This window comes from Spirosoma fluviale (assembly GCF_900230225.1).
Lineage (GTDB): Bacteria > Bacteroidota > Bacteroidia > Cytophagales > Spirosomataceae > Spirosoma > Spirosoma fluviale.
Map to the genome: position 1 here is coordinate 819,383 of NZ_OCNH01000003.1, position 25,729 is coordinate 845,111.

A 25,729-nucleotide genomic window follows, 5' to 3' on the forward strand; every position below is an offset into this window, starting at 1 on the left:
ATACTTTATGGCTTAGTTGCTGTCGGGCAACACGTTAAGCGTGGTGGTAAGGTTGATGTCGGTACCCTCCTGTTTGTAGAAGGGGAAAACAAAGTTGAATCGTGAGTTGGTGGCCCGCACCCGGTAGATGATCTCGATCAGCACCACCCCTTCCAGTTCGCGGTCGGTGTTCAGGGTCACTTTTTCCAGGTCGATACGCGGCTCGTAATACAGAATGGCCGATTCTATTTTGTCGGCCAAAAGGGTCTTTGTCGTCGTATCCAGATTCTCGAAAATCAGCTCTTCCATGTTGCAGCCGAAGTCGGGCAGCATCACCCGTTCTCCGGGCATGGTGGTCAGCAGGATTTCCAGGCTGGACGCGATGTCGTCTTCCTGCTCCCGCATCTCTACGCCATTGATTGCCAGGTTGAAGGTGGGTGGAAAGGACCAGCCGCGCCCAAGAAATGTCAGATTCATACGCTATGCCGTTGGTAATGAATTTAAGTACTAGTGCAATTGTTTTTCGGCATTTTACCCCACCCCAACCCCTCCCCTTGAAAAAAGGGGAGGGGCTAAAAAAGGACCGGCATAAGCCCCTCCCCTGGTTTTCAGGGGAGGGGTTGGGGTGGGGTAAAATGCCGCAGAATTTATGATCATCCACTTGATTTACCCGCCAATGAGTACCGTTGGGCAGCCGGGGGGCATTATGGCCCCGCCCGCTGCGGTCAGATCGCTGATGCGGGCGGCTGGCAACCCGCCAATAAATACCGTAGCCGACCCTTTGACGATCGCATCGACCCCGCAGGTGTCGCCCATGCGGGCGGCTGGCAGTTTCCCGATGAATACCGTCGGGGTGCCGGGCGGGATAATGGGCGTGGGTACGCCAACCGTGGCGGAACTGATGATAAGGTCGCTAACGCGTGCGGCAGGAAGCATGGTTAATGCGGTTTAAGTACGGTTAATTAATCTGCACCACGCCCCCCTGAATGACGGTGGTGCCGCCCCCTTTTACGGTGGTGCTGGCTCCGGACGAAAATTCGGCACTGCCGGTGCCCTGCGCTTTCAGGGCCGACTGGGCTTTGATGTCGATGTTCAGACCTTCAACGGTTATATCTTTGGTTACTTTCATGGTCATGTCTTTGCTGCTTTCAATGGAAATGCCCTTGTCGTTCATGATGATCTTGTTGCCGTTCTGATCGCTGAAGGTGATGCCCTTGTCGTCTTCCGAGAGGATGATCTTATTGCCGCCCGGCGTTTCGAACGCCATGATCTTCTTGTCATCGTCGAAGGTCATTTTCATCTTTTCCCGCGACACGTACCCTTTCTCATGGTTATCGTCGGACGGTGGTTTGGGGGCTGGTTTGTTGCTGCTGTGGCACATGCCCAGCACTACCGGATGGCGGGGGTCGTCGTGCAGAAACCCGATGATCACCTCGTCGCCAATTTCCGGGCGGAAGTAGGTGCCGCGCTCTTTGCCCGCATCGAGGGTGGCAATGCGTGCCCAGCTTCCTTCTTCCTGCGCACTGATGAGCGGCATACGTACTTTGATCCGGTCTTCGCCGTCGGGGTCGCCTTCCAGCTTCGTAACTACCCCGATTTGCAGGCCGCTTACGGCGGGTATCAGCCCCGCAGCGGGCAGTGGCCGCAGATTGTAGGTTTGGGCAAAGGGCTCCGGGCTGAGACCAAACTGCACGTCGGTTTCCCAGTTGCCGCCCGCAAACTGATGCCGTACCCCGGCCACGAGCACCTTGCCCTGGAGCCGGTCGCCGATGCCGCCGAGTTCGATGACTTTCCCCGGCAGCACCTCCGCCGATCCCTGAAACCGGGCGCGGCCCCGCACTTTGGCCAGCCGCTCGCGGAGGAGTCGGCCATCGGCCCAGGCCTGTAGTTCGGCCGTCGAGAGTTTACCACCATGCCGCAGCTCGTGTGCGCCACCGCCCAGCGTTTCCGACAGGGTTGCCGGGCTGAGGTTGCCGGTGTTAGTGGTGGTTGGTTCGGCAGCTTCGGCTTCGATAACTTCCTGATCGGTAGCGTTCCAGCTATGCGCTTTGATGCCGGGACTTTGCAGCCGGGCGTCGATTTCGGCGTCCAGTTCGAGAATGGTGGAGCCAAATGCTACGTTCAGGACGGCACTTTGCCCCATATCAGGTTTGATGATCTTCAGCTTGTCGTCTTCTACCATCACCAGCAGCCCGTTTGCTTCGGCCCGGCAGAGGGCAAAATCCCAGTCGGTAGCCTCGTACTGCACCACTTCCCGCAAAGTCGGCCGGGTGGCCGTTACGTCTTTGGCAAGCCCGTAACGCCCGATGATCTCCTCCAGAATGTCGCTGTCTTTCTTATCCTCGTAATAGCGATTTTTCAGCCCGGACGTCATTTTTACGGCTTCGTGCCGACATTCGACCAGCAGAAAACTGCCGCTCTTCCGAATCTTGATGCTGTATTTAATGACGATTCCTTTAAACACCGTCGATTCCTGCGAGCGGTAGCCGAGCTTGATTTCGATCTTTTTTCCCGGAACGAAATACGCTTCATTCCCCACCGCAAACTTTCCCGTCGACGCTTCGCCGTCCTGAATGTGCAGCGTGGCCCACGGAATCCGGTTCAGATCCCGCACCACCACAATCGAGTTGATATTGACCGTGCCGGGCAGTTCGGTACCGTCGATCAGCACCTTTGCCGTGCATACATCCGGAGTTGCCGGGGTTGGAATAGCCGATGCGTTGTTGACCACGTGTCGATTCAGTTAGTCGTTTTGTCAATGGGCGGAAACACGAGTTCGGTACCCGGAACCAGCCGCCGGAAATTGGTCAGGCCGTTGAGGGCCGCTATCTGCAAATAATAGCGGGTGTCGCCATAAATTCGCTGGCACATCAGCGGCAGCGTATCCCCGGCTTTCACCAGCCGAACGTGCGTCAGATCGGGTGAGCTTTTGTTTTCTTTGGCGGCTCGCTTCAGTTCTTCGATGCTGCTTTTGAACTTCACTTTGGCCACTGCCCGGATGGGGCTGCCATCGGGGTTGAACAGTTTGTAGGTGATGCTCAGCTCCGTGACGCGGCCTTTGAAAATGGAGTTTTCGCCCCAGACCAGCTTAAAATGACGCGGCTCGTGCGAATCGCCCTTGTATTCGATCAGGACCTGTTTGAACCGCTTGATGTCGTCGGCGATATTTTCGCGTGGTTTGCCATCAATGATGCCTGTATTGTCGAAGAGAAATTCAAAGGTGATCTCTTCCGGTTCGGTATACTCGTATTTCAGCTGTTTGCCACTCGTTCCCTGGCCCTGCCCCGACTCCGAAAACTTGAGCTTATAATCGAGCGTGTAGGTTTCCGGATTGATGAGCGCTTCGAAATAGGCTTCGTTTGCCTTCGCTTCGGCTTTGCCGCCGTTCTCGGCCTCTTTCGAGTCTTTGAAGCCCAGAATGAGCATTTTCTCCAGTTTTCCCGTTGCCATCAGCGTTCCAGTTTTCCCTGAAGAATTTGTAAGACCTGTTCGACACACTCCGCCACGAGGGCTTCTTTATCCGCCGAGCCGCCCCCGCCCGATGGTGGTGCCGATGGCGCTGGCGCACTTCCCCCGCCTGCCGGTGCATTGACCGTGACCCGGATGTGCAGTTCTCTGATTTCAATAGGCATCGTTGGGTGCTTGGTTATGAACTACTTAACGGTGAAATACTGGTACATCAGTTCGAGCGTTTCGACCACCAGGGTGTTGTCGTTGGCGTTCAGATCGGACACGGTCCACTTTTTGGGGATGGCGTGAACGACGTTCCAGGTGCGCAGCGGCTCACTTTTTTCATTCATCAGTATCACGCTGATGTCTTTTGCCGTGAACTCGCGGTCGCGGAAAGCCGCCAAAAACCACTCGGTCACGTCCGAATCGGTGAGCATACCGCGTTTCAGCACGAGGTCGGCGTATTTGGTTCGAACGGGGAGCTTGTGGGTGAAGCGGTTTTCGCCCCCTTCCTTGAACTCCTCCATGTCGTATTCGACCGATAACCCCGACACAGACTGAAACCGGATGTCGTTCTTATTCTTGACCGTACTGAATTCCACTTTGTAGTAGAAACCCCAGGGCGGATAGTAATCGACCATACTCCCGGCGGCTTATATTTTCATCAGTTTCAGCCCTTCGTGCGCAATCTCGATGGTTTCCACGGCAATCTCGTTGGCATCCGATTTAAGATCCGGGGCCGTTACTTTGATGGGAAAACAACGCGTTGCCGACCAGGCTGCCACCGGAACGTGCTTCTCATTCAGCAGGCGAATCACTACGTCGCGCCGACCATTGACCCGCTCGTTGGCAATCTCGTCGAGCCAGTTGTTGTAGTCGAAGTCGGCTTCGAATTTGCCGCGCTTCATGGTGATGTTGCTGAATTTGCGCATCCCCGGCATCTTGATTTTGTTGAAATCTTTGCTGTCGCTGTGCCGGTATTCGATGACCTCCACCTGCATATCGAGGCCGGTAACTTCGGTAAAACTGATTTTTGCACCACCCCAGTCGACCTGAAAGTGAAAACGGGGTAAAGGATATTCCTGTGCCATGTTGGTTTAGCCAGTAAAAGGTGAACGTATAGGTTGAATGACGAGCGGTTGCGAAAGCCACCCGTCAGGACTCGGCCATTTTGTGCGAGAATTTGAGGATGATGAACTCAGCGGGCCTGACGGCGGCCATGCCGATTTCAATAATCATGCGTCCTTCCAGAATGTCGAGCGGAGTCATGGTTTTGCCCAGGCCCACTGCCACGTAAAACGCGTGTTCGGGTTTGATGCCCTGCAAAGCGCCCTGCCGCCAGAGGGTATTCAGGAAGTTTTCGATCATGGCCTGCACTTTTACCCAGGTGTTGGCGTCGTTAGGCTCAAAGACGAACTGCTCGGTGGCCTTCTTGACCGACTCTTCCACGAAGTTGAAAAGCCGCCTTACGGGCACGTAGCGCCATTCGTTATCGTTACCGGCTAGGGTGCGGGCACCCCAAACCAGTGTGCCTTTGCCCGTAAACGTGCGGATGATGTTGATCGACTTGCCCGAGTTAACATCCACATTGTACTCGCCCTGCTGCTCCTGCGAAATCTTGACGCCGGGGCCAACGACCGCATTCAGGCTCACATTGGCGGGTGCTTTCCAGACGCCCCGATCGCGATCGGTGCTGGCGTAAACGCCCGCAATAGCTCCCGAGGGAGGTAGCAGGTTGAAGGCTTCGGTAGCTTTGGTGACCAGATCTTTATAGGTGCCAAAGGAGGCCGTCAGCGCATCGTTGAGGGTTTTTTCGTAGTTTTTCTGCGTCGTGATCACGAAACGGAAAAACGTAATAGCTTCATTGGCGGCAACTAAAACTGGACTCAGGGCCACGTTCCCTCTTTTTTTAGCCGTGTCAGCGGTCGCGTAATCAGCTATCACATCGGCGGGGTCGGCAGCGGTAAGCAAGGCCGCTCCATTGGCGAAGCCCAGTAACTTGGCGGCTTTATCCAGGTCGGCCCCGGTGGTGAGCACGTTTATCGCATCAGCAGCAGGGACAAGGCCACTCAGGTGTTTGTGATGATTGGCTACCAGGGTTAGCCCGGTCTTTGCTACGTAAGTGTCAATGTCGGTTCGCAGCTTAAACAGGATACCTGTGGCCGGTATGGGAGCTTCCTCATAACGATCCTGAATGCGGGCAAGTACTTTGACGGTAATGGCCGTAATAGCGCCTAGTTTAGCCTCTACATCCGCTTTGGTAGCATTGTCGGCCAGGGCTTTGTATTCGCCCAGCTTGGCCGTCTGGAAACTTTCAAGTGATACATCCGCCGAACCCGTGATGGCTGCTTCGAGAGGGGGGAGGGCATTTACAAACGTCTCGACCGTTTCCAGTTGAGCCATGAGCTTCAGGATGTCCGGATTGGTTGTCAGGCTGCTCAGTTGAACGGGATCATTGGTTACCGTTCGTTGCAGTTTGAGATTACGGCGCAGCAGCGTTCGGGGTAGGGTGGCTTGAATCCAGGGGCCGTAAGCCGCGCCGTATTTGAGGTAATTGATCCCGATTTTATCCCGGAAAGCCTTGACCGTTTCTGCAAAAGCATCTTTATCCGTTGACCGGGTCAGATCGCACAGGGTAACCCGATCCTTGAGTTTGTTGCACTGAATGAGAGCTTGTTTCTGGAATTCGTAGGGACCAGCCGCAACCGAAACAGAATCCGGCGATAGAATGATGGTTGGCTCATCCTCCTGCTCCAGGGCCAGCAATGCCGCTTTCAGGTCGGCAGAGTCTACGTCCGCCGGGTATTTTCCGGCCGAAATAATGTAACATTTGCCACCGCCATTGGCATAAAACAACCGTAGGCTATCGTATAAGTACAGTTTGGCATTGGTATCTGCCATCAAAAACTGGTTGTTGTTATCCAGCGTAACCGTTATATCCTGCGAAGGCCCCCCACCAAAGATGGCTTCGTACTCGGCAATGGATTCGATCCGTTTCGGCTTATTGAATAGCGATTCTCCGTTCTGTTCCGCCTTTTCGGTGTACCCGATAAAAGCGGGTATGGCGGTTTCTACAGCGGCTATTGAAGGCGGAAATTTGGGTATTTCCTCGACGTATACCCCCGGCGTGTTATACGGTGCTGCCATGATTTGTGTGTTACTTGTTAGGAATGAGACGGTTATTTTAGGATTTGCGAGAATAGACCCGTGATTTTTTCGGCATCATCAGGGTCAGCAGAAAGCTGTATGGAATCGGGTGAGGGTTTGAGTCTGGTGTTATTATCTTCGCTGAACAGGGTCAGCGGAAGTGGGTCCGGCTCCGTGGAGAGTAGGTCACCCGTGCGTTTGTCGATGTATTGCCAGATCGTAGACCGGTTTTTGAACCGAATCTCAAAAACGGGTGGAACCGCTTTGGGTAATCCATTCACAACACAACTGAAATCGGCGTCGCCGGGACGTTCGGCCGTGATGCGAACGAGGGTATATACGTTGTCGGGAATTTCGGCGGATAACTGGATACCGCGCAGCCCCGTCGGCGGAAATTCGCTTAGGGCTGGGGGGGCGTCGATGAGTGGTACATCGTCCTGATGCAAATAGACCGGCTGGGTGTTTGCCTGAGCCGCCAGTTGCTGGGTGGTAGCATCGGGCTGACTACTCGTCAGTTGCACGAGCTTTGCCCCCGACCGCGCCAGCGATTCCACTTTAGCATTTGCGCTGGCCGCCAGAGTAGGGATTTCTTTCGACAGAAATAGTGATTTAACCCCATTGATCGTCCGGGAAATGCCGGTGAGGTTCGACAGAACGGGTACGCCTGTTTTGTACCGATCATAGCCGTCGCTGGCCCGGTTGTAGTACTCCCGGATGGTTTGTCTGGACAGGGTCAGGGCCGTATACTGAAAGAAGGCAGGATCTTGTACGGTCAGGATCAGATCAAACCGGGTATCGGCGGGCACCGGTGTGCCATCGGGAACGGCGACGACGCAGCCGAGGGTCGTTGCCCGGTAGATACCGCCCAGCTTTTTCAGCGTCTTCTGGGTGGATTCGGTAGGGGTAAGGCTGATGAGCTGGCGCACATCGTAGGTCAGCAAACGCCGGACCTTCACGGCGTCATCCAGCAGGTCAAACAACGTAGAGCCGTTGTCCAGCCAGTAGTGGTGGAGTATCCGCAGCTCAAAAAGGCGCTTGTACCGGCTCGTTGTGCTCTCTGCCATGTTAGTTTACCGCCGGTTTTTTGTGGTAAAAATTACTGCTGATCTCTGTAATGACGCCACGCTCGGGCTGTCGGGACTTGAACTTCAGTTCGAGCATGCGGAAGATGTAGAGCGCAAACGGATATTGCTTGCCCCCCAACGTTCCCCAGAGGTGATTGACTTCTTCCATACTGGGTGAGTACAGTTCGATATTCATCTTGAAGGCCTCCAACTGATCGAGTTCGTTGACAATGGCCGTTGGTGGTGTCAGAGAGTCCGGATCGACCGAATCCTGGGTGAAGGCAAGTCGGTACTGAAAAAACTGAATACCGCGAGACAGCATCAGCATGGCAATCATATAGTCGGTGTGCGTAGCGGTAAGGAGTACCTTGAGATTCAGAAAAACAGGTGGGTTTTCATAGCTCACACTCAGGTTAGCATCGTGGCGGATGTAGTTTGGGAGATTTTTCAGCGTCTTCTCCTCCTGAATATTAACGACCGATAGAATAAGTCGGTTGCGGGGAACTCCGTTCGCTGCGTTACCTGACGCAAAGCCTTCTGCCAGATTGCCCAGTACAGCCCGGTTAGAGCTTGCATCAGCATTGGGTATGTCGTAGGTCATCAAATGCCTATTCAACTCATTCATGACAATGCTTAAGGCGTGGGCAATCATATCTCTTTACACTATATTATGATTGGTAATCATCTGGTTAATTAGGTCGTAATTTTGCTTACAGCAGTGAACATAATTCATGACTTTCCCTTTGAGTATAATCTTTGAGTAAACGGTCAGAAAGGTATTTAAGCAACTTTTAGTAGGATGTACCCGATACGTCTGCGGAAATGTTCTGTTTTTTTGGTTAAACAGGTTATTACCACTGGTAATCGTTGGTGACGAAGGTTTTTATAAATAATACTGAAGTAAACACAAGCGAAGGATTTAGATCCATGTTCAATTAATAAGATAAGCGGAAGGTATTAAGTATATCTACAGGGTATATGTGTTGTTTTTTTTGCGGGTAAGTATATCGTTTTATTTAATTTGGTTCTTTGTTTTTAATAAAAATTGGAATTGATTAAAGAAAATACCATCCAGCTACCAGACAGGCTGTTTTAGTTGCTACTTTTATAGTTGATTTAAAGCTTGCCATAAAAAGCGATTTACAAGCCCTATTTAGCTACGCATAGATTATTGACAGTGCCGCATAGCCAATAGTAGTACTGTCACCAGTTCAAACGTATTCTTGGGATCATATTGGCTGGCTTATTAAACTATTAACTATAATGGCTTACTCGACAACCCGGAGTTTATGGCCAATTGATCTAATCAACTTCAGGCAGTTATTGTTTTTGTTCTTTGTGCTGTTTCTGGGCACTTCTATCGCTGAAGCTGGCGTGCAGCCCCTTGCCCGGCGCGGTACGCTTGATCTGAGAAAAGTAGATCTCACCGACCAGACCATTGAATTGACCGGACAATGGAAATGGTACTGGCATCAGCTTCGTTCACCAAAACAGGCCGAATCGGCAGCGGAGTATATCGACTTCCCTCAACAGTGGTCTGCCAGTACCTGGCAACAGCAGGCTCTGCCACGGCAGGGTTTTGCTACCTATGGACTAATTATTTTATTGCCTGCCAGACACCGCCCACTTTCGTTAAAACTACCGGATCAAAATACCGCTTACCGGCTTTTTGTCAACGGTAAGGAGCTGGCTCACGATGGGAACCCGACTACGTCGGCCGCCACAACGATACCTCACTGGTCAACACAATTGGTTTCGTTACCTGTTTCGGGCGATACGCTTACTCTTCTTCTACAACTGGCTAATTACCAGCATGCTAAAGGGGGATCTACAAAAGCCATTACCATCGGTGAGTCAACGAAGATGGCTTCTGATCTGGCCATAGAGCAGGCTATGGCGGTGTTTATGACGGGTTTTGTCCTCATGAGCGGGTTGTTTTTCCTGGGCTTGTTTGCGTTTAGCTCAATGGATCGTCCCATGCTCTATTATGGCTTGTTCTGTCTGGCCTACAGCTACCGGTTAATGGGGACGGATTACTACATTCTCCATACGCTGTTTCCGCAAATACCCTGGTACATAAGTATCCGTTTAGAGTATGGGTCGCTGTATCTGGCAATAGGATTGTTTGTCCAGTACACCCAGTCGTTGTACCCCCGAGATACGCACCCCGTTATTATCAGAGCGATGGCGTGGCTCTGTTTTGCGTTTTTGGGAACGGTTCTGTTGCTGCCGCCCATGCTGTTTACCCACCTGATGGATGCGTTCCTGGGGTTGATGGTCGCTTATATCGGTTATGCCATCTATGTGTACTGGATGGCTTTTCGCCGGAAGCGGCCGGGGGCAACTTATTCGCTGATGAGTACGGGGTTGTTACTTACCGTTTTTACCCTAATCCTCATTCAGTATTTTGGCTTTGTGGCTCCCTTGCAGATAGAACTGTTTGCGGGCTATCTGGGCTTCTTTTTTCTACAGTCGCTGGTACTGGCCTTTCGGTTTACCTATGCACTCAACGAAGCGCGGTATACCGAAAAACAGTTCCTGGCCAATATGAGCCATGAGATTCGGACGCCCCTCAATGCCATCCTCGGCTTCTCGGAGATGCTCGAAGCGGCTCCCCTCGATAAGGAGCAGAAAGAATCGCTGCATTACATCCGTACGGCGGGCAAAAACCTGCTCACCATCGTCAATGATATTCTGGATATTGCTAAAATTGAAGCCGGTATGCTTCCGTTAGAGATCATTCCGTTCAGTCTGGGCTCGCTGGCCGATTCGATTCGAACCATGATTCTGCCGGTAGCCACAGAGAAAAATCTGTCACTTGTGGTCGAGATAGATCCAACCCTGCCAGCTATTGTTCTGGGCGACCCAACCCGGCTAACCCAGATCCTGCTCAATTTGCTTAGCAATGCAGTCAAATTTACCCAGCAGGGTAGTGTAATCGCCCGCATTGTCAACGTAGGCGAAACGGCTGACTCGATACGCGTACGTTTTTCGGTGCAGGACACGGGCATCGGCATGGCGCCGGAGGTGTTGCCGTATATTTTTGAGCGATTCCGTCAGGCCAATGATTTTACTACCCGGTACTACGGAGGAACGGGGCTGGGCCTGAGTATCGTCAAATCCCTTACGGAGATGCAGGGGGGCTGGGTCACCGTTTCGAGTACACTCGGTCAGGGTTCCTGTTTTACCCTTGAAATTCCTTACAAACCGACGGCTAACCCGCAGGAACCAACGGTTGACCTATCGGTCGAGCCCCAGCTGACGGCTACCCAGAATGTCCGTATCCTGGTGGTAGAAGATAACCTGATCAACCAAAAGCTGGCTCAGCAGGTGCTTAAACGATTGGGCTACACTAGTCAAATTGTTGAAAATGGGCAGGAGGCACTCGATCTGCTGAAGGTAACCAACTTCGATCTGATATTGATGGATATTCAGATGCCTATTATGGATGGTTATACCACCACCCGCTATATTCGGACTACCCTGCAAAGCTCGGTACCTATTATTGCCATGACCGCCCACGCCCTGGCCAGTGAACGTGAACAGTGCCTGCAGGCCGGTATGAACGACTTTATTCCTAAACCGTTTCAACTCGATGAATTGCAGCGAATCATGCGGAAATACACCCCCTCTACCCTGAAAGCGACACCGGCTGAACCAGATAAAACAGCGAAAAGGCCAGTTACAAGTTTCGCCCTTGAACCGCTATTGCTCTCAGTAGATAATGATTCGGCTTTCGCGGCTGAGGTATTAGACCTGTTTTTAAGTCAAACCAGCCAGGAACTGGGTCAGATTAAGCAGGCAATCGCGCAGAACGACAATGTCACGATTGCGCGTCTGGTCCATACCCAGAAGGTCCCCATTCGCACCTTTGGCTTAACACAGATCAGCCAGTTGATTGACACGTTCGAAGCCCAGCTCGCTGCGAATAACGACCCCGTTCAGATCAGTTCGCTAATAAAACAGTATGTGGCAGCGATCGAAGCCGAACTGCCAGCGATGCAGACGGCTTTATCGAATTTGCAGAAAGACAGTGTAACCGACTAAGGGTTTGCTGTAAAAGCATAGGGGCGGAGTTGATGTGGGGTAGCAGGGAAATACGAAATGTTGGGTTTATTACTAAAAGACAGGATGAATGAGCCACAAATGCCTGATTCACAACGAACAGGTCAACTTAAAGGCAAGCCATTATCGGGTATATGTATTCTGCTGGTGGAAGATTATCCACTTAATGTGCTTTTTGCCCGACGGCTTCTGGAAGGTTGGGGTGGCTCCGTTGATGTTGCCGGCAATGGGCAGGATGCGTTGAATATACTAGATCCCGCCAAGCATAAGCTGGTACTGATGGATTTGCAGATGCCCGTTATGGATGGCTACGAGTCGGCCCGGCGCATGCGGGAACGGGGCGAAACGATCCCCATTATTGCGCTTACGGCCGATACAAACCTGGCTATCGATCAGCATATACAAGACTACGGTCTGAATGGCGTTTTGACCAAGCCGCTTCAGTCCGAGCCGTTATTGAAAATCATCCTGGCATTGACTTAATGTTGCCTTATATCGCTAGTTGACTACCGTAAATAGTAAGGTTAAGTGTGGTGTAGTGTCTCTAAACCTACGGTGTATACACCTCTTTTTCTCGCAGAAAAGCCTTGTCAGGGCTATCTGGCTCAGGCCAGAGACAAAATAATCTCAAAAATCACACTCAGCCACATCTCGTCAAATCCTCTAGTCGTTAGCCAATGAAAAACCTCCAGCCACTCCGGATTAAAACCATCACGGACTATCACCAGCTCCGGGATTTGCCGAAGCCGGAGCATCCGTTAATCAGCGTTGTGAATTTTGAAGCGATTAAACGCATATCGTGCGATCAGTCGACCAGCATTATTCAGGATTTTTATACCATTGCGCTCAAGCGGAATTTCAACGGCAAGATGAAGTATGGCCAGCAGGAATACGATTTTGACGAAGGGCTGATGATCTTTATTTCGCCCGGACAGGTGTTTACCATCGAGGCCGATACGGCATTGACCCATACGGGCTGGCTGCTGCTGATCCACCCCGATTTTTTGTGGAATACGCCCTTAGCCAAAAAGATAAAGCAGTACGAATACTTCAGCTATGCCGTCCACGAAGCGCTGCATCTGTCGGAGAAAGAGGAAACCATTGTGACGGGTATTATCCAGAACCTGGATCAGGAATACCGCTCCAACATCGATACCTTCAGTCAGGATGTATTGATTGCTCAGCTTGAGCTGTTGCTGACCTATGCCGACCGGTTTCACCATCGGCAGTTTATCACCCGAAAGATCACCAACCACAAACTCCTCGATCGGTTGGAGAGCATTCTGACGGACTATTTCAACAGCGATGCCGTAGCCGAAAATGGACTGCCGACGGTGCAGTCCATTGCCGACGCCCTGAACGTATCGCCTAATTACCTGAGCGCCCTGCTGAAGATGCTGACAGGGCAAAGCACCCAGCAGCACATTCACGATAAATTGATCGAAAAAGCCAAAGAGAAGTTATCGACCACCGATTTAACCGTCAATGAGATTGCTTATGCCCTTGGGTTCGAGCATTCGCAGTCGTTCAGCAAGTTATTCAAAAGCAAAACCAACTTCTCCCCGCTGGAATTTCGGACTTCATTCAATTGAAAACTGAGCGTTGATGGAAGTGAGCAGGCCCTATCGAATGCCTCATGCCGACGCCCGCAACCGCCCCCATGTCATTACCGCAAGTAAGGCCAGACCCAACAGCAGCCAGGGTGCCCCATTCGCTACGTGTTCAATAAGCTCGGTGACCCCGTTCGCGTTGCCCGACACGCGCTCAATGACCCAGGCCAGGGCCGCTACTCCCGCCAAAACGGCCCCGGAAATTCGTACGGCCGAGTAGAGGGCAGTTTGACTCAACAAAATAAGCCAGGGAATGGTGAGGCCGATGACGACCAATTGCATGAGCTCGATGCCCAGGTTGAAACCCAGTATGCTCAGTGCCATTGGGACTGTATCAAGTTGCAGATTCGCCAGTATACTGGCAAAGGCCAGCCCATGAACCAGGCCGAAACCAGCCGCCACCCAAGGCTCGCGACCCGGAAACAGGGGCCGAAACGCATGGATGGCCGATACCAGAATAGATATGGCAATCAGTATTTCGACCGGCTGGGATGGTAACCGGAGCCAGCCTAACGACCCTAACAATAGCGTGAGGGAGTGACCAAGGGTAAAGGCCGTGACAATTGATACCAGTTGCTTTAGACTATAACGAACCCCGCCAAACCGGCCCCAGTCGAATCGTTGGCCCGATCCACCAGAAACCAGCAAGGGCGCGGGCAATAAAAGCACCAATAGAAACAGCAGGTGGTCGGTGCCGTCCGAAATGTGGCGCATCCCCAGCGTAATCATGGACTGAAACCCCATCCAGACACTACCCGATTCGAGGCTGATGGGCAAGGGGAGGATTCGGTTATTTACAATGTCCAGTTCGATAACGCCCACCTGGGCCGTTTGCTCATCGGCTACCTGCCCACGCGCCCAGTCCTGGCGAACCGATACCAGAATCTTGTGGGTCACTACCTGATGCAGCACGGCATCATAGTGAAAAACGAACCGCCGAACCGGCTCACCAACCGGGGGAGTCAGCCGAACCTGCGCTATCAATTCCCGATACACGCCGTTAATTGGGTTACGGGTTTCATGAACAGCCAGACCATCCACCGATACGATCCACGGACGATCGTCGGTGCTTTTTGGTCGGATATGCTGGAGTAAATAAGCCTTCAACTGAGGGCCAAGCCGGGCTACCAACCCGGCCGACGAATCGTTGACGGTATGGCCAAACGCGGCCTGTAGTTCGTTCAGCGGAATCTGCACCTCCGCGTCGATCCGGTCGGTGTGGATGTTGAGCAGGACTACCGAGTTAGGCATCGGGTGCGCGCTTGACGTGGTTGGTAAGCCTGAAACCAGTACGCTTAGGAGAAAAATCATCAGCCACCCGGAGGGACGGCTGATGAAATACGGTCGTTGTTTCACAAAAAGGTCGGTTAGGTTAGTTGCCACCATAATCGCTGGTGTGGTCGCGCCAGACCGAGTGCGGGTGTGGCGTGTTCCGGATGATAATACCCCCCTGCGATGAATACTCGATCCAGACGCCGGGCCCATCCAGCCGCACGTAGTCGTTCTGGGTCGACATGGTGCCGGTACCTGAGTAGGCTAGGTACGTATTATCCAGATCTGCCGTGTATTTAGCCAGCACCGCAGCCGCCGTCTCACTGTCCAGGTCGTTGACATACAGCTTAATGGTGTTCAGAACCAGCGCCTTCTTTGTGGCATCCAGATTGCCCACTTTCAGCCCCGATTTGGTAGCCGGGAATTGGGCGTCTTTGCCGGGACCGAGCAAAATATCTGTAAACGTGGTGGTTAGTTTGGCCGTTGCCTGTTCGCTGGTGCTTAGTGCGGCCAGCAGTGTAGCAAACGCCTGGCGCTCCTGCTCAACCGGCTGGTAGGTTCGGTTGTTTGCCGTTACGGCGGCCATCGGCTCTACCGCCCGGAACGAGGGGGTTACGCCGGTTGTTTTGCCGCCATTGTAGGTGTTGGCCAGCGTATAGTGGTGACCGCCAAACTGAAGCTCCCATAATCCGGTCGTGCTGGGCGTACCCAGAAAAGCCATGTAATAATTGCCTCGCCCATACTCCGACCCACCGCCATTGGTGGCCAGATAGTCATCGGCAACCAGATTGCCTTCCATCTCGTCGAAGCCCTCGTTATTGACGCTCTGCGCCAGCACCGCAGCGATCAACGCTCTGGCTGCCGTGAGCTGAGTTGCCGAGAGCGAACCCCAGCTGATGCCAACCCGGTTGCGATAAAGACCTTCCGGTAGGTTCGACCAGCGAACGGCGTTGGTTTTAGTATACGTCAACTGTACAGTAGCTAACTGCGTAGCGGTTAACGTGGCTTTGAAGGCTTCGGCGAGGCAAACGACCTGGGCGAGTCCCGTTGCCGATGAGCAGTTTGTGGTAACGGCAGTGCCTGAGCCCGGTGCGCCAACAGGCAAAGCAAGACTACAGCTTTGCCCACCAAAGGTAAACGGAAACGTAGCCGTACCGGCTCCGGAAGGCGTACCGCTGATGGCGAAGGTCAGGTTACCGGTGCCAGACGCCAACGTACCCGCTTGTAGCGTCGCGTTCAGTCCGGTAATGCCCGTTGAGGCAATGGCGCTACCGGCAGCATACGCAACGCCGTTGCCGCTGGTATAGGGTACTGTAGCGGTAGCTGTGTAAGCCGTGCCGCTGGCTGCTGTTGCTGAATACGCAGCCGATGCACAGGATAGAGTAGAAACCGTGGCCGACGATGGTGTTACGGTTGGTTCGTTTTTCTGGCATGCCAGAATTGTCAAAAGACTGATAAGCAGGATACTGACGAGGGCTGATAATGGAGTCCGCATGGTTTTATTATCATGGTATAGTTACTTAACAGTACGTCTGGGCTAACGTCTATGTTGCTCCCTGACTGGATACATATCGAACACAGTTGGCTACTTTTCTAACCTTTTCCTGATAGCGGGTCAGGTTGGTGTCAGGTAGGTACAAACCCGTTGGCTATACAGTGTACAAAAGTGAAGAACGATTCTGTGTTTTCAGGACGTAGACTAAATTAGTCCACCAGCCATAGTTTACCAATCTGGCATTTAGATATTAACTATCGATTAAATATTACCTTGTGGTTTGTTAAATATGATAAATGTATATTTGTAGAGGTATGCTGTATGATTTAAGTTAGTACATTTGTTAGTGTGTAACTAGTAGGAAATTGACTAAAGACAACTGCGCCATTTATATTCTTTAGTATTAGCCAGGTTATTACCCATTTCTACATTATTGCTATTTCCTGGCATTCTTGCCAAACGATTAAGATTATACGCATCGTTTTCCTGGTTCTGCCAGGACTCATTATTCGTCAATCTTTCAGAGTATTCGTTTACTGCTCAACTTATTCAACGAATCGGATTTCTTTCAGGTACTTACCGGGTCGCTGTGTGTTGTGTGGCCCACCTACCAGGCGAACAGGCTGCTGAATTACTGGCCGTAGCCGACGAACGTGAACTATTTGAGTAACCATGATTACGCTTCCAGAACCTTGGTTTGATACGCTGTCTTTGGGTATTGCTTACCTGAAGCCCGTACAAAATCAAGACCACCTATCCACCACTTTTCAATGCCAGCAGGTTAATACTACCCTGGCTCAGGTATTGAGTACCACCATCGATCAGCTTCTTGAGCAGCCCCTCGACCCGTTTGTGTTCTGGGTTCCTCAAAACGAGTGGAAAGAGCAGTTGCTGACTGTGTATCGAACCGGCGAGGCTCTAAAACAGTACGTGAAATTTCCCCATACAAACCGCTGGTTTCAGGCCTGCACAGTACGGGGGGATGATCAACTGGTATTTAGTCTACAGCCAGTGGTCAGTATGCCTGGTGAACAGTCTACTGATCTCCCCATCAGTACCCTTCAGGAAACCAATCAGTTGTTGCAGGCGGTTATCCAGACCAGTCCAACTGGTTTAGCCTTGCTGCGTCCCATCTGGCAGGCGGGTACCATCGTTGATTTTCGGTATGTACTCAACAATCCACAAAGTGCGGTCATTACCGGATTACCGCAGGAAACCATGTTGGGAAATCGGCTGTCGGTCCTGTTTCCGCATTTGCTGGCTAATGGTGTCTTTGACACGATGGTGCGTGTAGTCCTTACTGGTACAAGCCAGCGCTTCGAAATTCTGGATGAGCTACCCTCGGGTGCTTTCTGGGGGGATTTCACCCTCGTTCGGGTGGGTAGCGATGTGCTATTCAGTGTCCAGGATATCACTCACCTCAAGCAGATTGAAGAACAATTGCGTCAGGCTAACCGGGAGCTGGAGCAGCGCGTTGCCGAACGCACGTCTCAGGTACGTCAGTTATCGGCGTTCCAGCGCGCCATCCTGACTCATGCCGGTCTGGGTATTACAGCAACGGATACTAAAGGGATTATTCAATTGGTAAACCCGGCCATGGAAGCGCTGACGGGTTACGGGGCCGATGAGCTGATTGACAAAGTTACACCCGGATTTCTGCGTGATCCATCGGTTCATCAGCAGCAACTTGACCAACTGAAAGAGACCTTAAATGACCAATCGCTGGTGGGTGAAGACGTCGTTACAGCGTATGCGACCCAGCACAACTTTATACGTCGGGAAAATACGCTGCTCACCAAAGATGGCCGACGGATTCCGGTATTGGCCACCGTGAGTGGGCTGTATGACGATCAGGACGATCTGATGGGCTTTGTAGACATCGCTACAGACATTTCTCCCCTGAAAACGGTTGAAGCAGCCCTGATACAGGCTCAGCAGCGCAGCCAGTTAGCGATAAAAGCGGGTAAACTCGGTATCTGGGAATGGAATCTGGCTACCGATAACCTGGAACTGGAAGTCCATTTTTCTTCATATTTCAATACGCCCGAACAGGCTGGTTTTTACCGGATCGGGCAAGTGCTCCAGTTGACTCATCCCGCCGATCTACCGTATCTGAAGCAAGCCCTCCTGGAAATCAAACGGGGGAAACGGGTGCTTGATATAGAATTTCGCATCATTTTGCCAACCACACAGGCCATCCATTTTCTCAAGGTAGACGGCCTGCTTACGCACAGCGAAACGGGTTCTGTTCCGCAAGTGGTGGGTGTAGTGGCCGACCGAACGACGCTGCGCCAATCGCAGCTTGCCCTTGAGGAGAGTGAACATCGGTATCGTACGCTGGTCAATAGCATGAAAGAGGCCGTCTTTCAGACCGATACCGCCGGTTTATGGACGTATCTTAACCCCGCCTGGGAAACCATTACCGGCTTTAGCGTTCAGGAATCGCTGGGTAAGCTGTTTCTTGACTACGTGCTGGCCGAAGATCAGGAGCATAACCAGCAGCTTTTTGAGCCGATGATAACCCGACAGAAAGCGTACTGTCGGCATGAGGTTCGTTACATCCATAAATCGGGCGGGTATCGCTGGGTTGAGGTCTTTTCTCAGGTAACCCTCAATGAACAGGATGAACTAACCGGCACCACGGGTACATTAACCGACATCACCGACCGGAAACAGACTGAAGAGATATTACGCGACAGTGAGCAGCGTTTCCGCGAAATCGCCGAAAACGTCGATGAGTTGTACTGGATCAGGGACCTGCACTCGCCGAAGTTTCTGTATATGAACCCGTCTTTCGAGAAGTTCAGTGGCGTTAGCGTGGCTGAATTATACCAGAATCCCTTAATTTTTGCCGACTTCATTCATGAAGACGATCGGGCGGTTATACTGGCGGCCTTTATGAACAATGAGCCCGGAACGGACTTTCAGTTTCGGGTGCGCCATCTGAACGGAACTCTTCGCTGGCTAAGTGCCCGGGTATTTCTATTGACAGATGAAGCGGGCAGACCCATGCGCAGGTTAGGCGTAGCCAGTGACATCACGGCGGTCATCGAAAAAGAGCAGATTCTGGAAGAATCACTGGCTAAGGAACGGGCCTTGAATGTGTTAAAGTCGCAGTTTATTGCGACCGCTTCGCATCAGTTCCGGACGCCCCTGATGGCCATTAGTTCCAGTGTAGAGTTAATTCGCTATTATACCTCCCTGAGCACCGCACCTTCGTCTCCAGTCCTGATTAATAAACATGCGGATTCAATTTTGAGACAGGTTACTTCGTTAGATGAACTGATTGTCGATACCCTGACACTAAGTAAGATTGAGGAAGGTAAAGTAGCAACTGATCTGGAAGAAATCGATGTTGTTTCCCTTTGTCAGGAGCTGGTTGGTGCTACGTTTTCGGATCGGTCCGATGGCCGTCAGGTAGAATTGTCCTCTGTTGGTCTGCCCGTATCGATACAGTCCGATAAAACGTTACTGAGTCATGTACTGCTGAACTTACTCTCCAACGCGTTTAAGTATTCGACCTGGAATCCCCGTTTAACCATTCGTTTCTGTCACACCAACGTTACCCTGGCGATTCAGGATAAGGGGTTTGGTATTCCGGCGAAAGACCTGCCCTTTTTGTTTGGTAAGTTCTTCCGCGCCAGTAATGTTGGTCAGATCAAAGGGACCGGGCTGGGGCTGGCTATCTGCAAAGAATACGTCGATCTGCTTGGGGGGACAATTGACGTTGAGAGTACGGAAGGAGTAGGTACTACCTTTCTCATTACTTTGCGGGGGGGTAGTGAGCTTAATTAACCGGTTTATTGTTCAGGGTTTTACGGTGGAGCCTCGTACAATAAGCTCAGTCTTCAGAACTCTGGTTATGGGTTTCCAACTGGTCGTTTCCGAGTCAATCTGTTCCAGCAGTAACTGAGCCGCCACGCGCCCAATATCCCGCGTGGGCTGTGCAATGGTTGTGAGCCCCGGTTCGATCAACGATGAACCATAATCATTACTGAACCCAACGACCGCTATCTGGTCTGGTACCGAAAGCCCCTGTGCTTTAATGATCTTCAGGGCTTCGAGGGCGGTTGGGTCGTTGACGGCAAACAGGGCATCTGGCGGTTCGGGTAGGTCGAGCAGGTAATTCACGTAAATTTTGGCCCGATCCAGATTCAAATCATAGCTGATAATCAGGTCGTCGATAATGGGGAGATTGTGTTTCCGTAGGGCATCTTTATAACCCTCCAGCCGTTTGCGGCTGATGTAGAGCGACATGGGCCCGGCCAGATGAGCAATGCGTCGTTTACCAACCTGAATCAGGTGCTCCGTGGCCTTAAAGGCACCTTCGTAATCGTCGACAACGACTTTCGGTACGTCGATATCGTAGCAAATCCGGTTGAAAAATACCAGGGGAATCGCTTTCCGCTGAAACACCGCAAGGTGATCAAAATTCCTCGTTTCACGCGTCAGCGATACCAGCACGCCATCCACCCGATTGGCAAGCATTGCCCGGGCATTGGCCACTTCTGTTTCATAGCTCTCATTCGACTGGCAGATCAGGACCGTGTACCCGGCCTGGTCCGCAATTTCCTGCGCGCCCATAATAACAACGGGGAAAAAGGACGTCACGAACTCCGGTACGATTATGCCAATCGTTTTGCTCTGGCTCGATGATAGGTTGATGGCCAGCATGTTGCGCTGATAATCTAACGCTCTGGCGAGGGTTAGTACCGCCTGCCTGGTCTCTTCTTTTACCGATGCATGGCCGGTCAGTGCCCGCGAAACGGTTGACTTCGATAGGTTTAGCTGACGGGCAATATCAATAATGGTGACTTGATGACGCTTCATGAACGGGGTAAGGACGTTTGGTACTACACGAAGAACGATCACGCTGTTTCTACTTGCTCCACCTCCTCCGTTACAGGAGCGTTCGCGCATTCTGCTCCCGGCAGAAACCCACAGCCTATCGTGCAGCTGAAAGCAATGCTTCATATGGCCGGAAGTCAAGGTAATTTTAGTGTAGAAGCGGTTTAGCTGGTACTTTTTTGGTTTTTTGCAGGTAAACTACTCTTTCCCTTTTTTCTGATAGCGACTACGTATGTACTACAGACTGTTCCTGATACTCTTCAGCCTTTTTTTGGGGGGACCATTATATGCTCAGGAAGTTGAGCAATGGGGCCGCTTTGAGTTAATTCTTAGGGAGAAATCGCCTAAAAATGCGTTTACCAGGGTAACCCTAACCGCTGAGTTTTCGACCGGCGATACTACCTATGCTGTTTCGGGCTTCTATGATGGAAACGATACGTTTAAAATTCGGTTCATGCCCCAGAAAACTGGTAAATGGACCTACCGAACCACTAGCAGCATCGCCGGGCTGAACAATCGGAAAGGTACTTTTACGTGCGTCAAAGCCACGAAAGGTAATTTCGGAATTGTTCGCGTCAGCGACACCTATAATTTCAGTTATGCTAACGGGAAAGCCTATTACCCATTTGGCACAACGGCGTATGCCTGGACTCACATGGGAAAGGGGACGCAGGAAATTACCCTCAGCACATTAAAAAAATCTGGCTTCAACAAACTGCGCATGTGCGTATTCCCCAAAAATTACGAGCTGGTAAAAGAAGAACCGGAGCTATTTCCGTTTACCGTCAGGGAATTGAAAAAAGATGCTGCCGGAAAAGACCAGGTCGTTTGGGATTTCGACACGTTTAACCCGGCTTTTTTTCAGCATCTGGAGAAACGGGTCGATGACCTGGACAAATTGGGGATCGAAGCCGATTTGATTCTTTTTCATCCCTACGATAAAGGACGCTGGGGGTTCGATGCCATGCCGAATGAGGTGAACATACGGTACCTCAACTACCTGATTGCCCGATTGGCCTCGTACAAAAATGTTTGGTGGTCCGTTGCGAATGAGTGGGATTACGTAAAAAGTAAAACCGTAGAAGATTGGGACCTGCTGGCAAAAACCATTGCCCGGAATGACCCTTACGGGCACCTTTGTTCTATACATGGCGCTACGGCCACCTACTATGATTACCGAAATCCGGCGTTTACGCATGTGAGTATTCAGGATGAAACACCGGTTCAATCCCCAAATGCAGCCGCTATGCTCCGGCATATTTACCACAAACCGATTATTTCTGATGAGGTAGGCTATGAAGGGAATCTTAAGTCCCGCTGGGGCCGGTACAGCCCCGAAGAAATGACCTATCTGGTCTGGAATGGGGTCCTGGGCGGGACCTATGTTACTCATGGGGAATGTTACATGGTTAACCCATCCGACACGATTTTCTGGGCAAAAGGCGGGGAATTTAAAGGCACAAGCTGGAAACGAATCGCCTTCCTCAGAACTATTCTCGAAGCATTCCCAACTCCACTCCGCCTGTCGGATGTTAGCCGGGATAATGTAACCGCTACCGCCGGAGATGGGTACTATTTGGTTTATTTTGGAAAACATATGATGGAGAACTGGCTGTTTAACCTCCCTGCCAAAAATGATGTTTACAAGAAATTAACGGCAGGTGTCCGGTTTAAAGTCGAACTAATCGATACCTGGGATATGACTATCCAGACGCACCCACAACTTTTTGAAACAGCCAGCGAAAACGACTACCGACTTTTTGATAAAGAACTCAAAAAAGTGAAGCTTCCGCTTAAGCCGTACATGGCCCTGCGGATAACTGAAATAAAGTAACGAAATCGCGACTGACCACGGTGAAATCGTGCCATCCAATAAACGAAGGTTATCGATTTATAAACTCCAACCGGCACTAGCACAACGTATTGATTGGTATGCTCTTTTTGCAAAAATGCCACTGGTTAAGTAGATTCATGAAGGCGCTGCTACTAGCCGTCCGGTCTAAATTTACCCTTAGACTGGCCGGTTGTCTGTTGTTTTTGATGACTTCCCCATGTGCCGATACACAGGCTCAACTACCGTCCCAAACCGGGGCTATGCTTCCGCTGAGTGTTACCATTCTGTATTTCGATCAAAGCAGTCCTGCTCTACGGCCCGGTGTAAAAACAACTTTGGACTCCCTGGCTCAGCTACTCGTGCGACAACCGACGTTGGTAGCCACCGTGACCGGTTACACCGATAATGTGGGAAAGCGTGAATTAAACCTGGTTTTGGCTGAGTATCGGGCCAAAGGGGTGGCCGATTACCTGAAACAGCGCGGTGTAGACAAAGGCCGGATCGTTGTCAACTGGGAAGGGCCTGACATAAACGCATCAGGAGATCATTCGACCCCGGTAGCAACAATTGGTAGGCGAGTTGTTGTCCAGCTGTTGCCCCGGTAATTTTCGCCGGATTATCAGGAAGCCAGATGTTGGTTGTACCCAGCGTTGACCAGCGCTTCGTAAGCCGCCCAAACATCCGCCGGTATCTCCTGTGGAATCTGGAAGCCTTTGTCCGGGTAGATTTTGATCCGCTGCAAATCACCAACCATAATGCTTACTATATCATCGGGCGTTAATTCCGGATTTGAGTAATGACTTAAATAAGTGTCGAACGAATCCTGTGGAGAGGTAACGATTAGTTGTTTTTCGGGCCACACTTGTCTAAACGTTGCAAAACTCCGTCGTTCCATGTAGGGCTTTTGTACAACAATAAATGTCTCGGGGGCGAGGTTGCGCTCGGCCAGGAGTTGCCTTGTGAAGGATACGTTTTCGCCGGTATTGGCAGACCGATTCTCGATCAGTATGCGGTCGGCCGGGACGCCCATGTCTCGGGCAATCCGGGCAAACAAATCGGCTTCCGGCTCTGTCCAGATAAACCGGGTAATGACGCCCAACCCGCCCGAAAAAATCAAAAGTGGTGCCCAGCCTTCCAGAAACAACTCTGCTCCCCGTTCGGCAACTCGTGTGTCGTGGCTACAAAGCACGAGAATAGCATCTGCCTTCTCCAGTTGATGATTGGTGTGGTGGTAATCCCAAAGCTTTACCGCTAAGTCGCGTATGTAATCTGTCATCTGACGTTTAACGAACAACTCCTGTACAATCGATGCCGGTACCGTCCGGCCAGTACAGTAAACCCGATCTTAAAAGAGCGAATTTAGGGCTTCGAAGCGGTTATTGGGAAGGGACTATGAAAAAGTTAACTGGTAGTATCAGGGCCTTTCCTCCTGAAGTGGCCGTTTTAATGCCTGGACACTTCCTGTAACTTTTAAACAGCTACCAGGAAATGTAAGTTAATGGATTAATGTGTTGGGTAGATTCGTTGTAAAACAAAAAAGAGTTCTTCTAAGTAGAGGAACTCTTTCACCATAATATGATCTAATATGTTAACTAGTATTTAGCAAGAATGAGACCAGTTTTTTCTCAACGGGCCAAAATTGCAATCTACGCAGGCCAAAATTAATTAAAAAATAAGTTTATTGGGTCAATTAACTGATAATCAGTAGTATAATTTTCTTTGTTAACGGCAATAGTTGAGTTGGTAAGTTTTCCTGACGACTATTTACGAGGAATAATGTTCCATTTTATGGAAAATATGGCCAAAATATGGACTAAAACCATCTAAAAACAGGTGTTTTAGGCAACTAACCTGACTTGCGTAGAGGTAAAGTGGGCAGTCGGACCGTCAAAAACAGCCAAAAAATTCACAAATAGCATCCCGAAACCTTATTTTTAAGTTATTTGTCCAATATTGATTTCGCCGGTCGATTTGTTCACCAATGCTTATTTTCAAATGCTTAAGTAATTGTACGTATACCGTGGGGTATTTTTACTATTTATTAACTAACTGAAAGTCAGTTGGTTTTGTGCATATGTAATACGGTAAGGCTGGGGTATGCCAGTACATTGAGGCAGGTAAAACTATCTATTCTTTCTGAAACAATACCAGTAACTCACTTTGCATTGATTCAGGATTGTAGGACTGTTGATCGACTGATTCCAAATATTGGAAAGCCAGTGATGAGCTAAACCATAGACCAAACTAGTTAGCTCCACTACAAACCTAATGCAGCTGTTGGGGCGTCAATGGGATAAACCTTCATTACACAACAGAAGAATAAAGTGAAAAATAGAGCACTTCTCATTTCATACTGCACAATAAAGAAGCTTATGCTGCGTTTATAAACTGTTATGTAACTTTTGCCCCGGTAGTCATCTTCTACCGGGGCTTTTTTGTTGAATTTAACCAGGCATTAAATTGACTTAGTATGACACCGGAATCGAGCCTCACGCGATTTCTAGACGCCCAGGAGAACGACTATGCCCGAGCGCTGACGGAGATAAAGAACGGGCGAAAGCAAAGCCATTGGATGTGGTACATCTTCCCCCAGATTGCGGGCCTGGGTTTTAGTGAAACCGCGAAGTTTTACTCGATTCGGGATCTGGACGAGGCTCAACGCTACCTGTCTCACCCTGTTTTAGGGAGTCGGCTGCGGGAGATTTCGCAGGCGTTGCTGGCCATTGAAGGAAAAACTGCCCATCAGCTTCTGGGCAGTCCGGACGATGTGAAATTAAGCTCCAGTATGACGCTCTTCGGTGCATTGACTCCAACAGACCCGGTATTTCAGGCTGTTCTGGCCAAATACTATGCCGGTGCGCCCGATTCCCGAACCCTGGCTATTTTAGGGAATGGACGATAAGCCCAATAAAAGCCCAGGCAAAAGAGCGAAGAAACCGTATTGAGGTAGCATAAACCCGGCTGG

The 25,729-nt window shown here is 50.9% G+C and carries 22 protein-coding genes; 7 read left to right on the forward strand and 15 right to left on the reverse strand.

Annotated features, from left to right (window positions below; translation table 11 throughout):
* Nucleotides 1-12 precede the first annotated feature (12 nt).
* The 10 genes from CRO74_RS19445 to CRO74_RS19490 all read right to left on the reverse strand — a co-directional run bounded on the left by CRO74_RS19445 (nt 13) and on the right by CRO74_RS19490 (nt 8,265).
* The gene (locus CRO74_RS19445) at nt 13-456 is read right to left on the reverse strand and encodes a gp25 family contractile injection system sheath assembly initiator (protein ID WP_097128039.1); all 444 of its coding nucleotides are present in this window, start codon (nt 454-456) and stop codon (nt 13-15) included.
* Nucleotides 457-645: 189 nt separating this feature from the next.
* Nucleotides 646-915 (reverse strand): PAAR domain-containing contractile injection system baseplate protein, encoded by a 270-nt coding sequence (locus CRO74_RS19450; protein ID WP_097128040.1) that lies wholly within the window; start codon nt 913-915, stop codon nt 646-648.
* Between the two features lie 22 nt (nt 916-937).
* Nucleotides 938-2,710 carry a type VI secretion system tip protein VgrG gene (gene vgrG, locus CRO74_RS19455; protein WP_097128042.1) on the reverse strand — a complete coding sequence of 591 codons (1,773 nt, stop codon included), beginning with the start codon at nt 2,708-2,710 and terminating at the stop codon, nt 938-940.
* An 8-nt stretch (nt 2,711-2,718) separates the two neighbouring features.
* On the reverse strand, nt 2,719-3,429 hold the full coding sequence (locus CRO74_RS19460) for a CIS tube protein (protein ID WP_179830250.1): 711 nt from the start codon (nt 3,427-3,429) through the stop codon (nt 2,719-2,721).
* Nucleotides 3,429-3,611, reverse strand: a complete 183-nt coding sequence (locus CRO74_RS19465; RefSeq protein WP_097128044.1) for a DUF5908 family protein — start codon at nt 3,609-3,611, stop codon at nt 3,429-3,431. The genes CRO74_RS19460 and CRO74_RS19465 overlap by 1 nt, the downstream gene beginning before the upstream one ends.
* A 21-nt stretch (nt 3,612-3,632) precedes the next feature.
* Entirely contained in the window at nt 3,633-4,070 is a 438-nt protein-coding gene (locus tag CRO74_RS19470; RefSeq protein ID WP_097128046.1) for a phage tail protein, read from the reverse strand.
* A gap of 12 nt (nt 4,071-4,082) precedes the next feature.
* Nucleotides 4,083-4,520 carry a phage tail protein gene (locus CRO74_RS19475; protein WP_097128048.1) on the reverse strand — a complete coding sequence of 146 codons (438 nt, stop codon included), beginning with the start codon at nt 4,518-4,520 and terminating at the stop codon, nt 4,083-4,085.
* 64 nt (nt 4,521-4,584) lie between these two features.
* A complete protein-coding gene (locus tag CRO74_RS32070; RefSeq protein ID WP_097128050.1) occupies nt 4,585-6,576 on the reverse strand; it encodes a phage tail sheath family protein in 1,992 nt (663 codons plus the stop codon).
* A 32-nt stretch (nt 6,577-6,608) separates the two neighbouring features.
* The gene (locus CRO74_RS19485; RefSeq protein WP_097128052.1) at nt 6,609-7,640 is read right to left on the reverse strand and encodes a hypothetical protein; all 1,032 of its coding nucleotides are present in this window, start codon (nt 7,638-7,640) and stop codon (nt 6,609-6,611) included.
* A 1-nt stretch (nt 7,641) separates the two neighbouring features.
* Nucleotides 7,642-8,265: a contractile injection system cap protein gene (locus CRO74_RS19490; protein WP_218840230.1), complete on the reverse strand. Its 624-nt coding sequence runs from the start codon at nt 8,263-8,265 to the stop codon at nt 7,642-7,644.
* A gap of 638 nt (nt 8,266-8,903) precedes the next feature.
* On the opposite strand from CRO74_RS19490, the gene CRO74_RS19495 reads away from it, so the two are divergent.
* The 3 genes from CRO74_RS19495 (at nt 8,904) to CRO74_RS19505 (ending at nt 13,297) form a co-directional block, all read left to right on the forward strand.
* Complete coding sequence (locus CRO74_RS19495) at nt 8,904-11,687, forward strand: response regulator (RefSeq protein ID WP_097128057.1); 2,784 nt, start codon at nt 8,904-8,906, stop codon at nt 11,685-11,687.
* Between the two features lie 84 nt (nt 11,688-11,771).
* Nucleotides 11,772-12,188, forward strand: a complete 417-nt coding sequence (locus CRO74_RS19500) for a response regulator (RefSeq protein ID WP_179830251.1) — start codon at nt 11,772-11,774, stop codon at nt 12,186-12,188.
* Between the two features lie 194 nt (nt 12,189-12,382).
* Complete coding sequence (locus CRO74_RS19505; RefSeq protein WP_097128061.1) at nt 12,383-13,297, forward strand: helix-turn-helix domain-containing protein; 915 nt, start codon at nt 12,383-12,385, stop codon at nt 13,295-13,297.
* A 42-nt stretch (nt 13,298-13,339) separates the two neighbouring features.
* Here the strand turns inward: CRO74_RS19505 and CRO74_RS19510 are convergent, their stop codons facing one another.
* From CRO74_RS19510 to CRO74_RS32240, 3 genes are all read right to left on the reverse strand, one after another.
* The gene (locus tag CRO74_RS19510; RefSeq protein ID WP_317042401.1) at nt 13,340-14,671 is read right to left on the reverse strand and encodes a HupE/UreJ family protein; all 1,332 of its coding nucleotides are present in this window, start codon (nt 14,669-14,671) and stop codon (nt 13,340-13,342) included.
* Between the two features lie 16 nt (nt 14,672-14,687).
* Nucleotides 14,688-16,082 carry a DUF3500 domain-containing protein gene (locus CRO74_RS19515; protein ID WP_097128063.1) on the reverse strand — a complete coding sequence of 465 codons (1,395 nt, stop codon included), beginning with the start codon at nt 16,080-16,082 and terminating at the stop codon, nt 14,688-14,690.
* 545 nt (nt 16,083-16,627) lie between these two features.
* A complete protein-coding gene (locus tag CRO74_RS32240; protein WP_262508234.1) occupies nt 16,628-16,756 on the reverse strand; it encodes a hypothetical protein in 129 nt (42 codons plus the stop codon).
* Between CRO74_RS32240 and CRO74_RS19520 the strand changes: the two genes are divergently transcribed.
* Entirely contained in the window at nt 16,755-19,877 is a 3,123-nt protein-coding gene (locus CRO74_RS19520) for a sensor histidine kinase (RefSeq protein ID WP_097128064.1), read from the forward strand. The two genes, CRO74_RS32240 and CRO74_RS19520, sit on opposite strands and share 2 nt — an antisense overlap.
* 12 nt (nt 19,878-19,889) lie before the next feature.
* Here CRO74_RS19520 and CRO74_RS19525 read toward each other — a convergent pair whose 3' ends face one another.
* Nucleotides 19,890-20,912 (reverse strand): LacI family DNA-binding transcriptional regulator, encoded by a 1,023-nt coding sequence (locus CRO74_RS19525; protein ID WP_097128066.1) that lies wholly within the window; start codon nt 20,910-20,912, stop codon nt 19,890-19,892.
* Nucleotides 20,913-21,162: 250 nt separating this feature from the next.
* Between CRO74_RS19525 and CRO74_RS19530 the strand changes: the two genes are divergently transcribed.
* Both CRO74_RS19530 and CRO74_RS19535 read left to right on the forward strand, forming a co-directional pair.
* Complete coding sequence (locus tag CRO74_RS19530; RefSeq protein WP_097128068.1) at nt 21,163-22,764, forward strand: DUF5060 domain-containing protein; 1,602 nt, start codon at nt 21,163-21,165, stop codon at nt 22,762-22,764.
* 206 nt (nt 22,765-22,970) lie between these two features.
* On the forward strand, nt 22,971-23,369 hold the full coding sequence (locus tag CRO74_RS19535; protein WP_179830252.1) for an OmpA family protein: 399 nt from the start codon (nt 22,971-22,973) through the stop codon (nt 23,367-23,369).
* A 14-nt stretch (nt 23,370-23,383) separates the two neighbouring features.
* Here the strand turns inward: CRO74_RS19535 and CRO74_RS19540 are convergent, their stop codons facing one another.
* On the reverse strand, nt 23,384-24,040 hold the full coding sequence (locus tag CRO74_RS19540) for a YdcF family protein (RefSeq protein WP_097128071.1): 657 nt from the start codon (nt 24,038-24,040) through the stop codon (nt 23,384-23,386).
* A 1,194-nt stretch (nt 24,041-25,234) separates the two neighbouring features.
* Between CRO74_RS19540 and CRO74_RS19545 the strand changes: the two genes are divergently transcribed.
* Nucleotides 25,235-25,666 carry a DUF1810 domain-containing protein gene (locus tag CRO74_RS19545; RefSeq protein ID WP_097128072.1) on the forward strand — a complete coding sequence of 144 codons (432 nt, stop codon included), beginning with the start codon at nt 25,235-25,237 and terminating at the stop codon, nt 25,664-25,666.
* Nucleotides 25,667-25,729 lie beyond the last annotated feature (63 nt).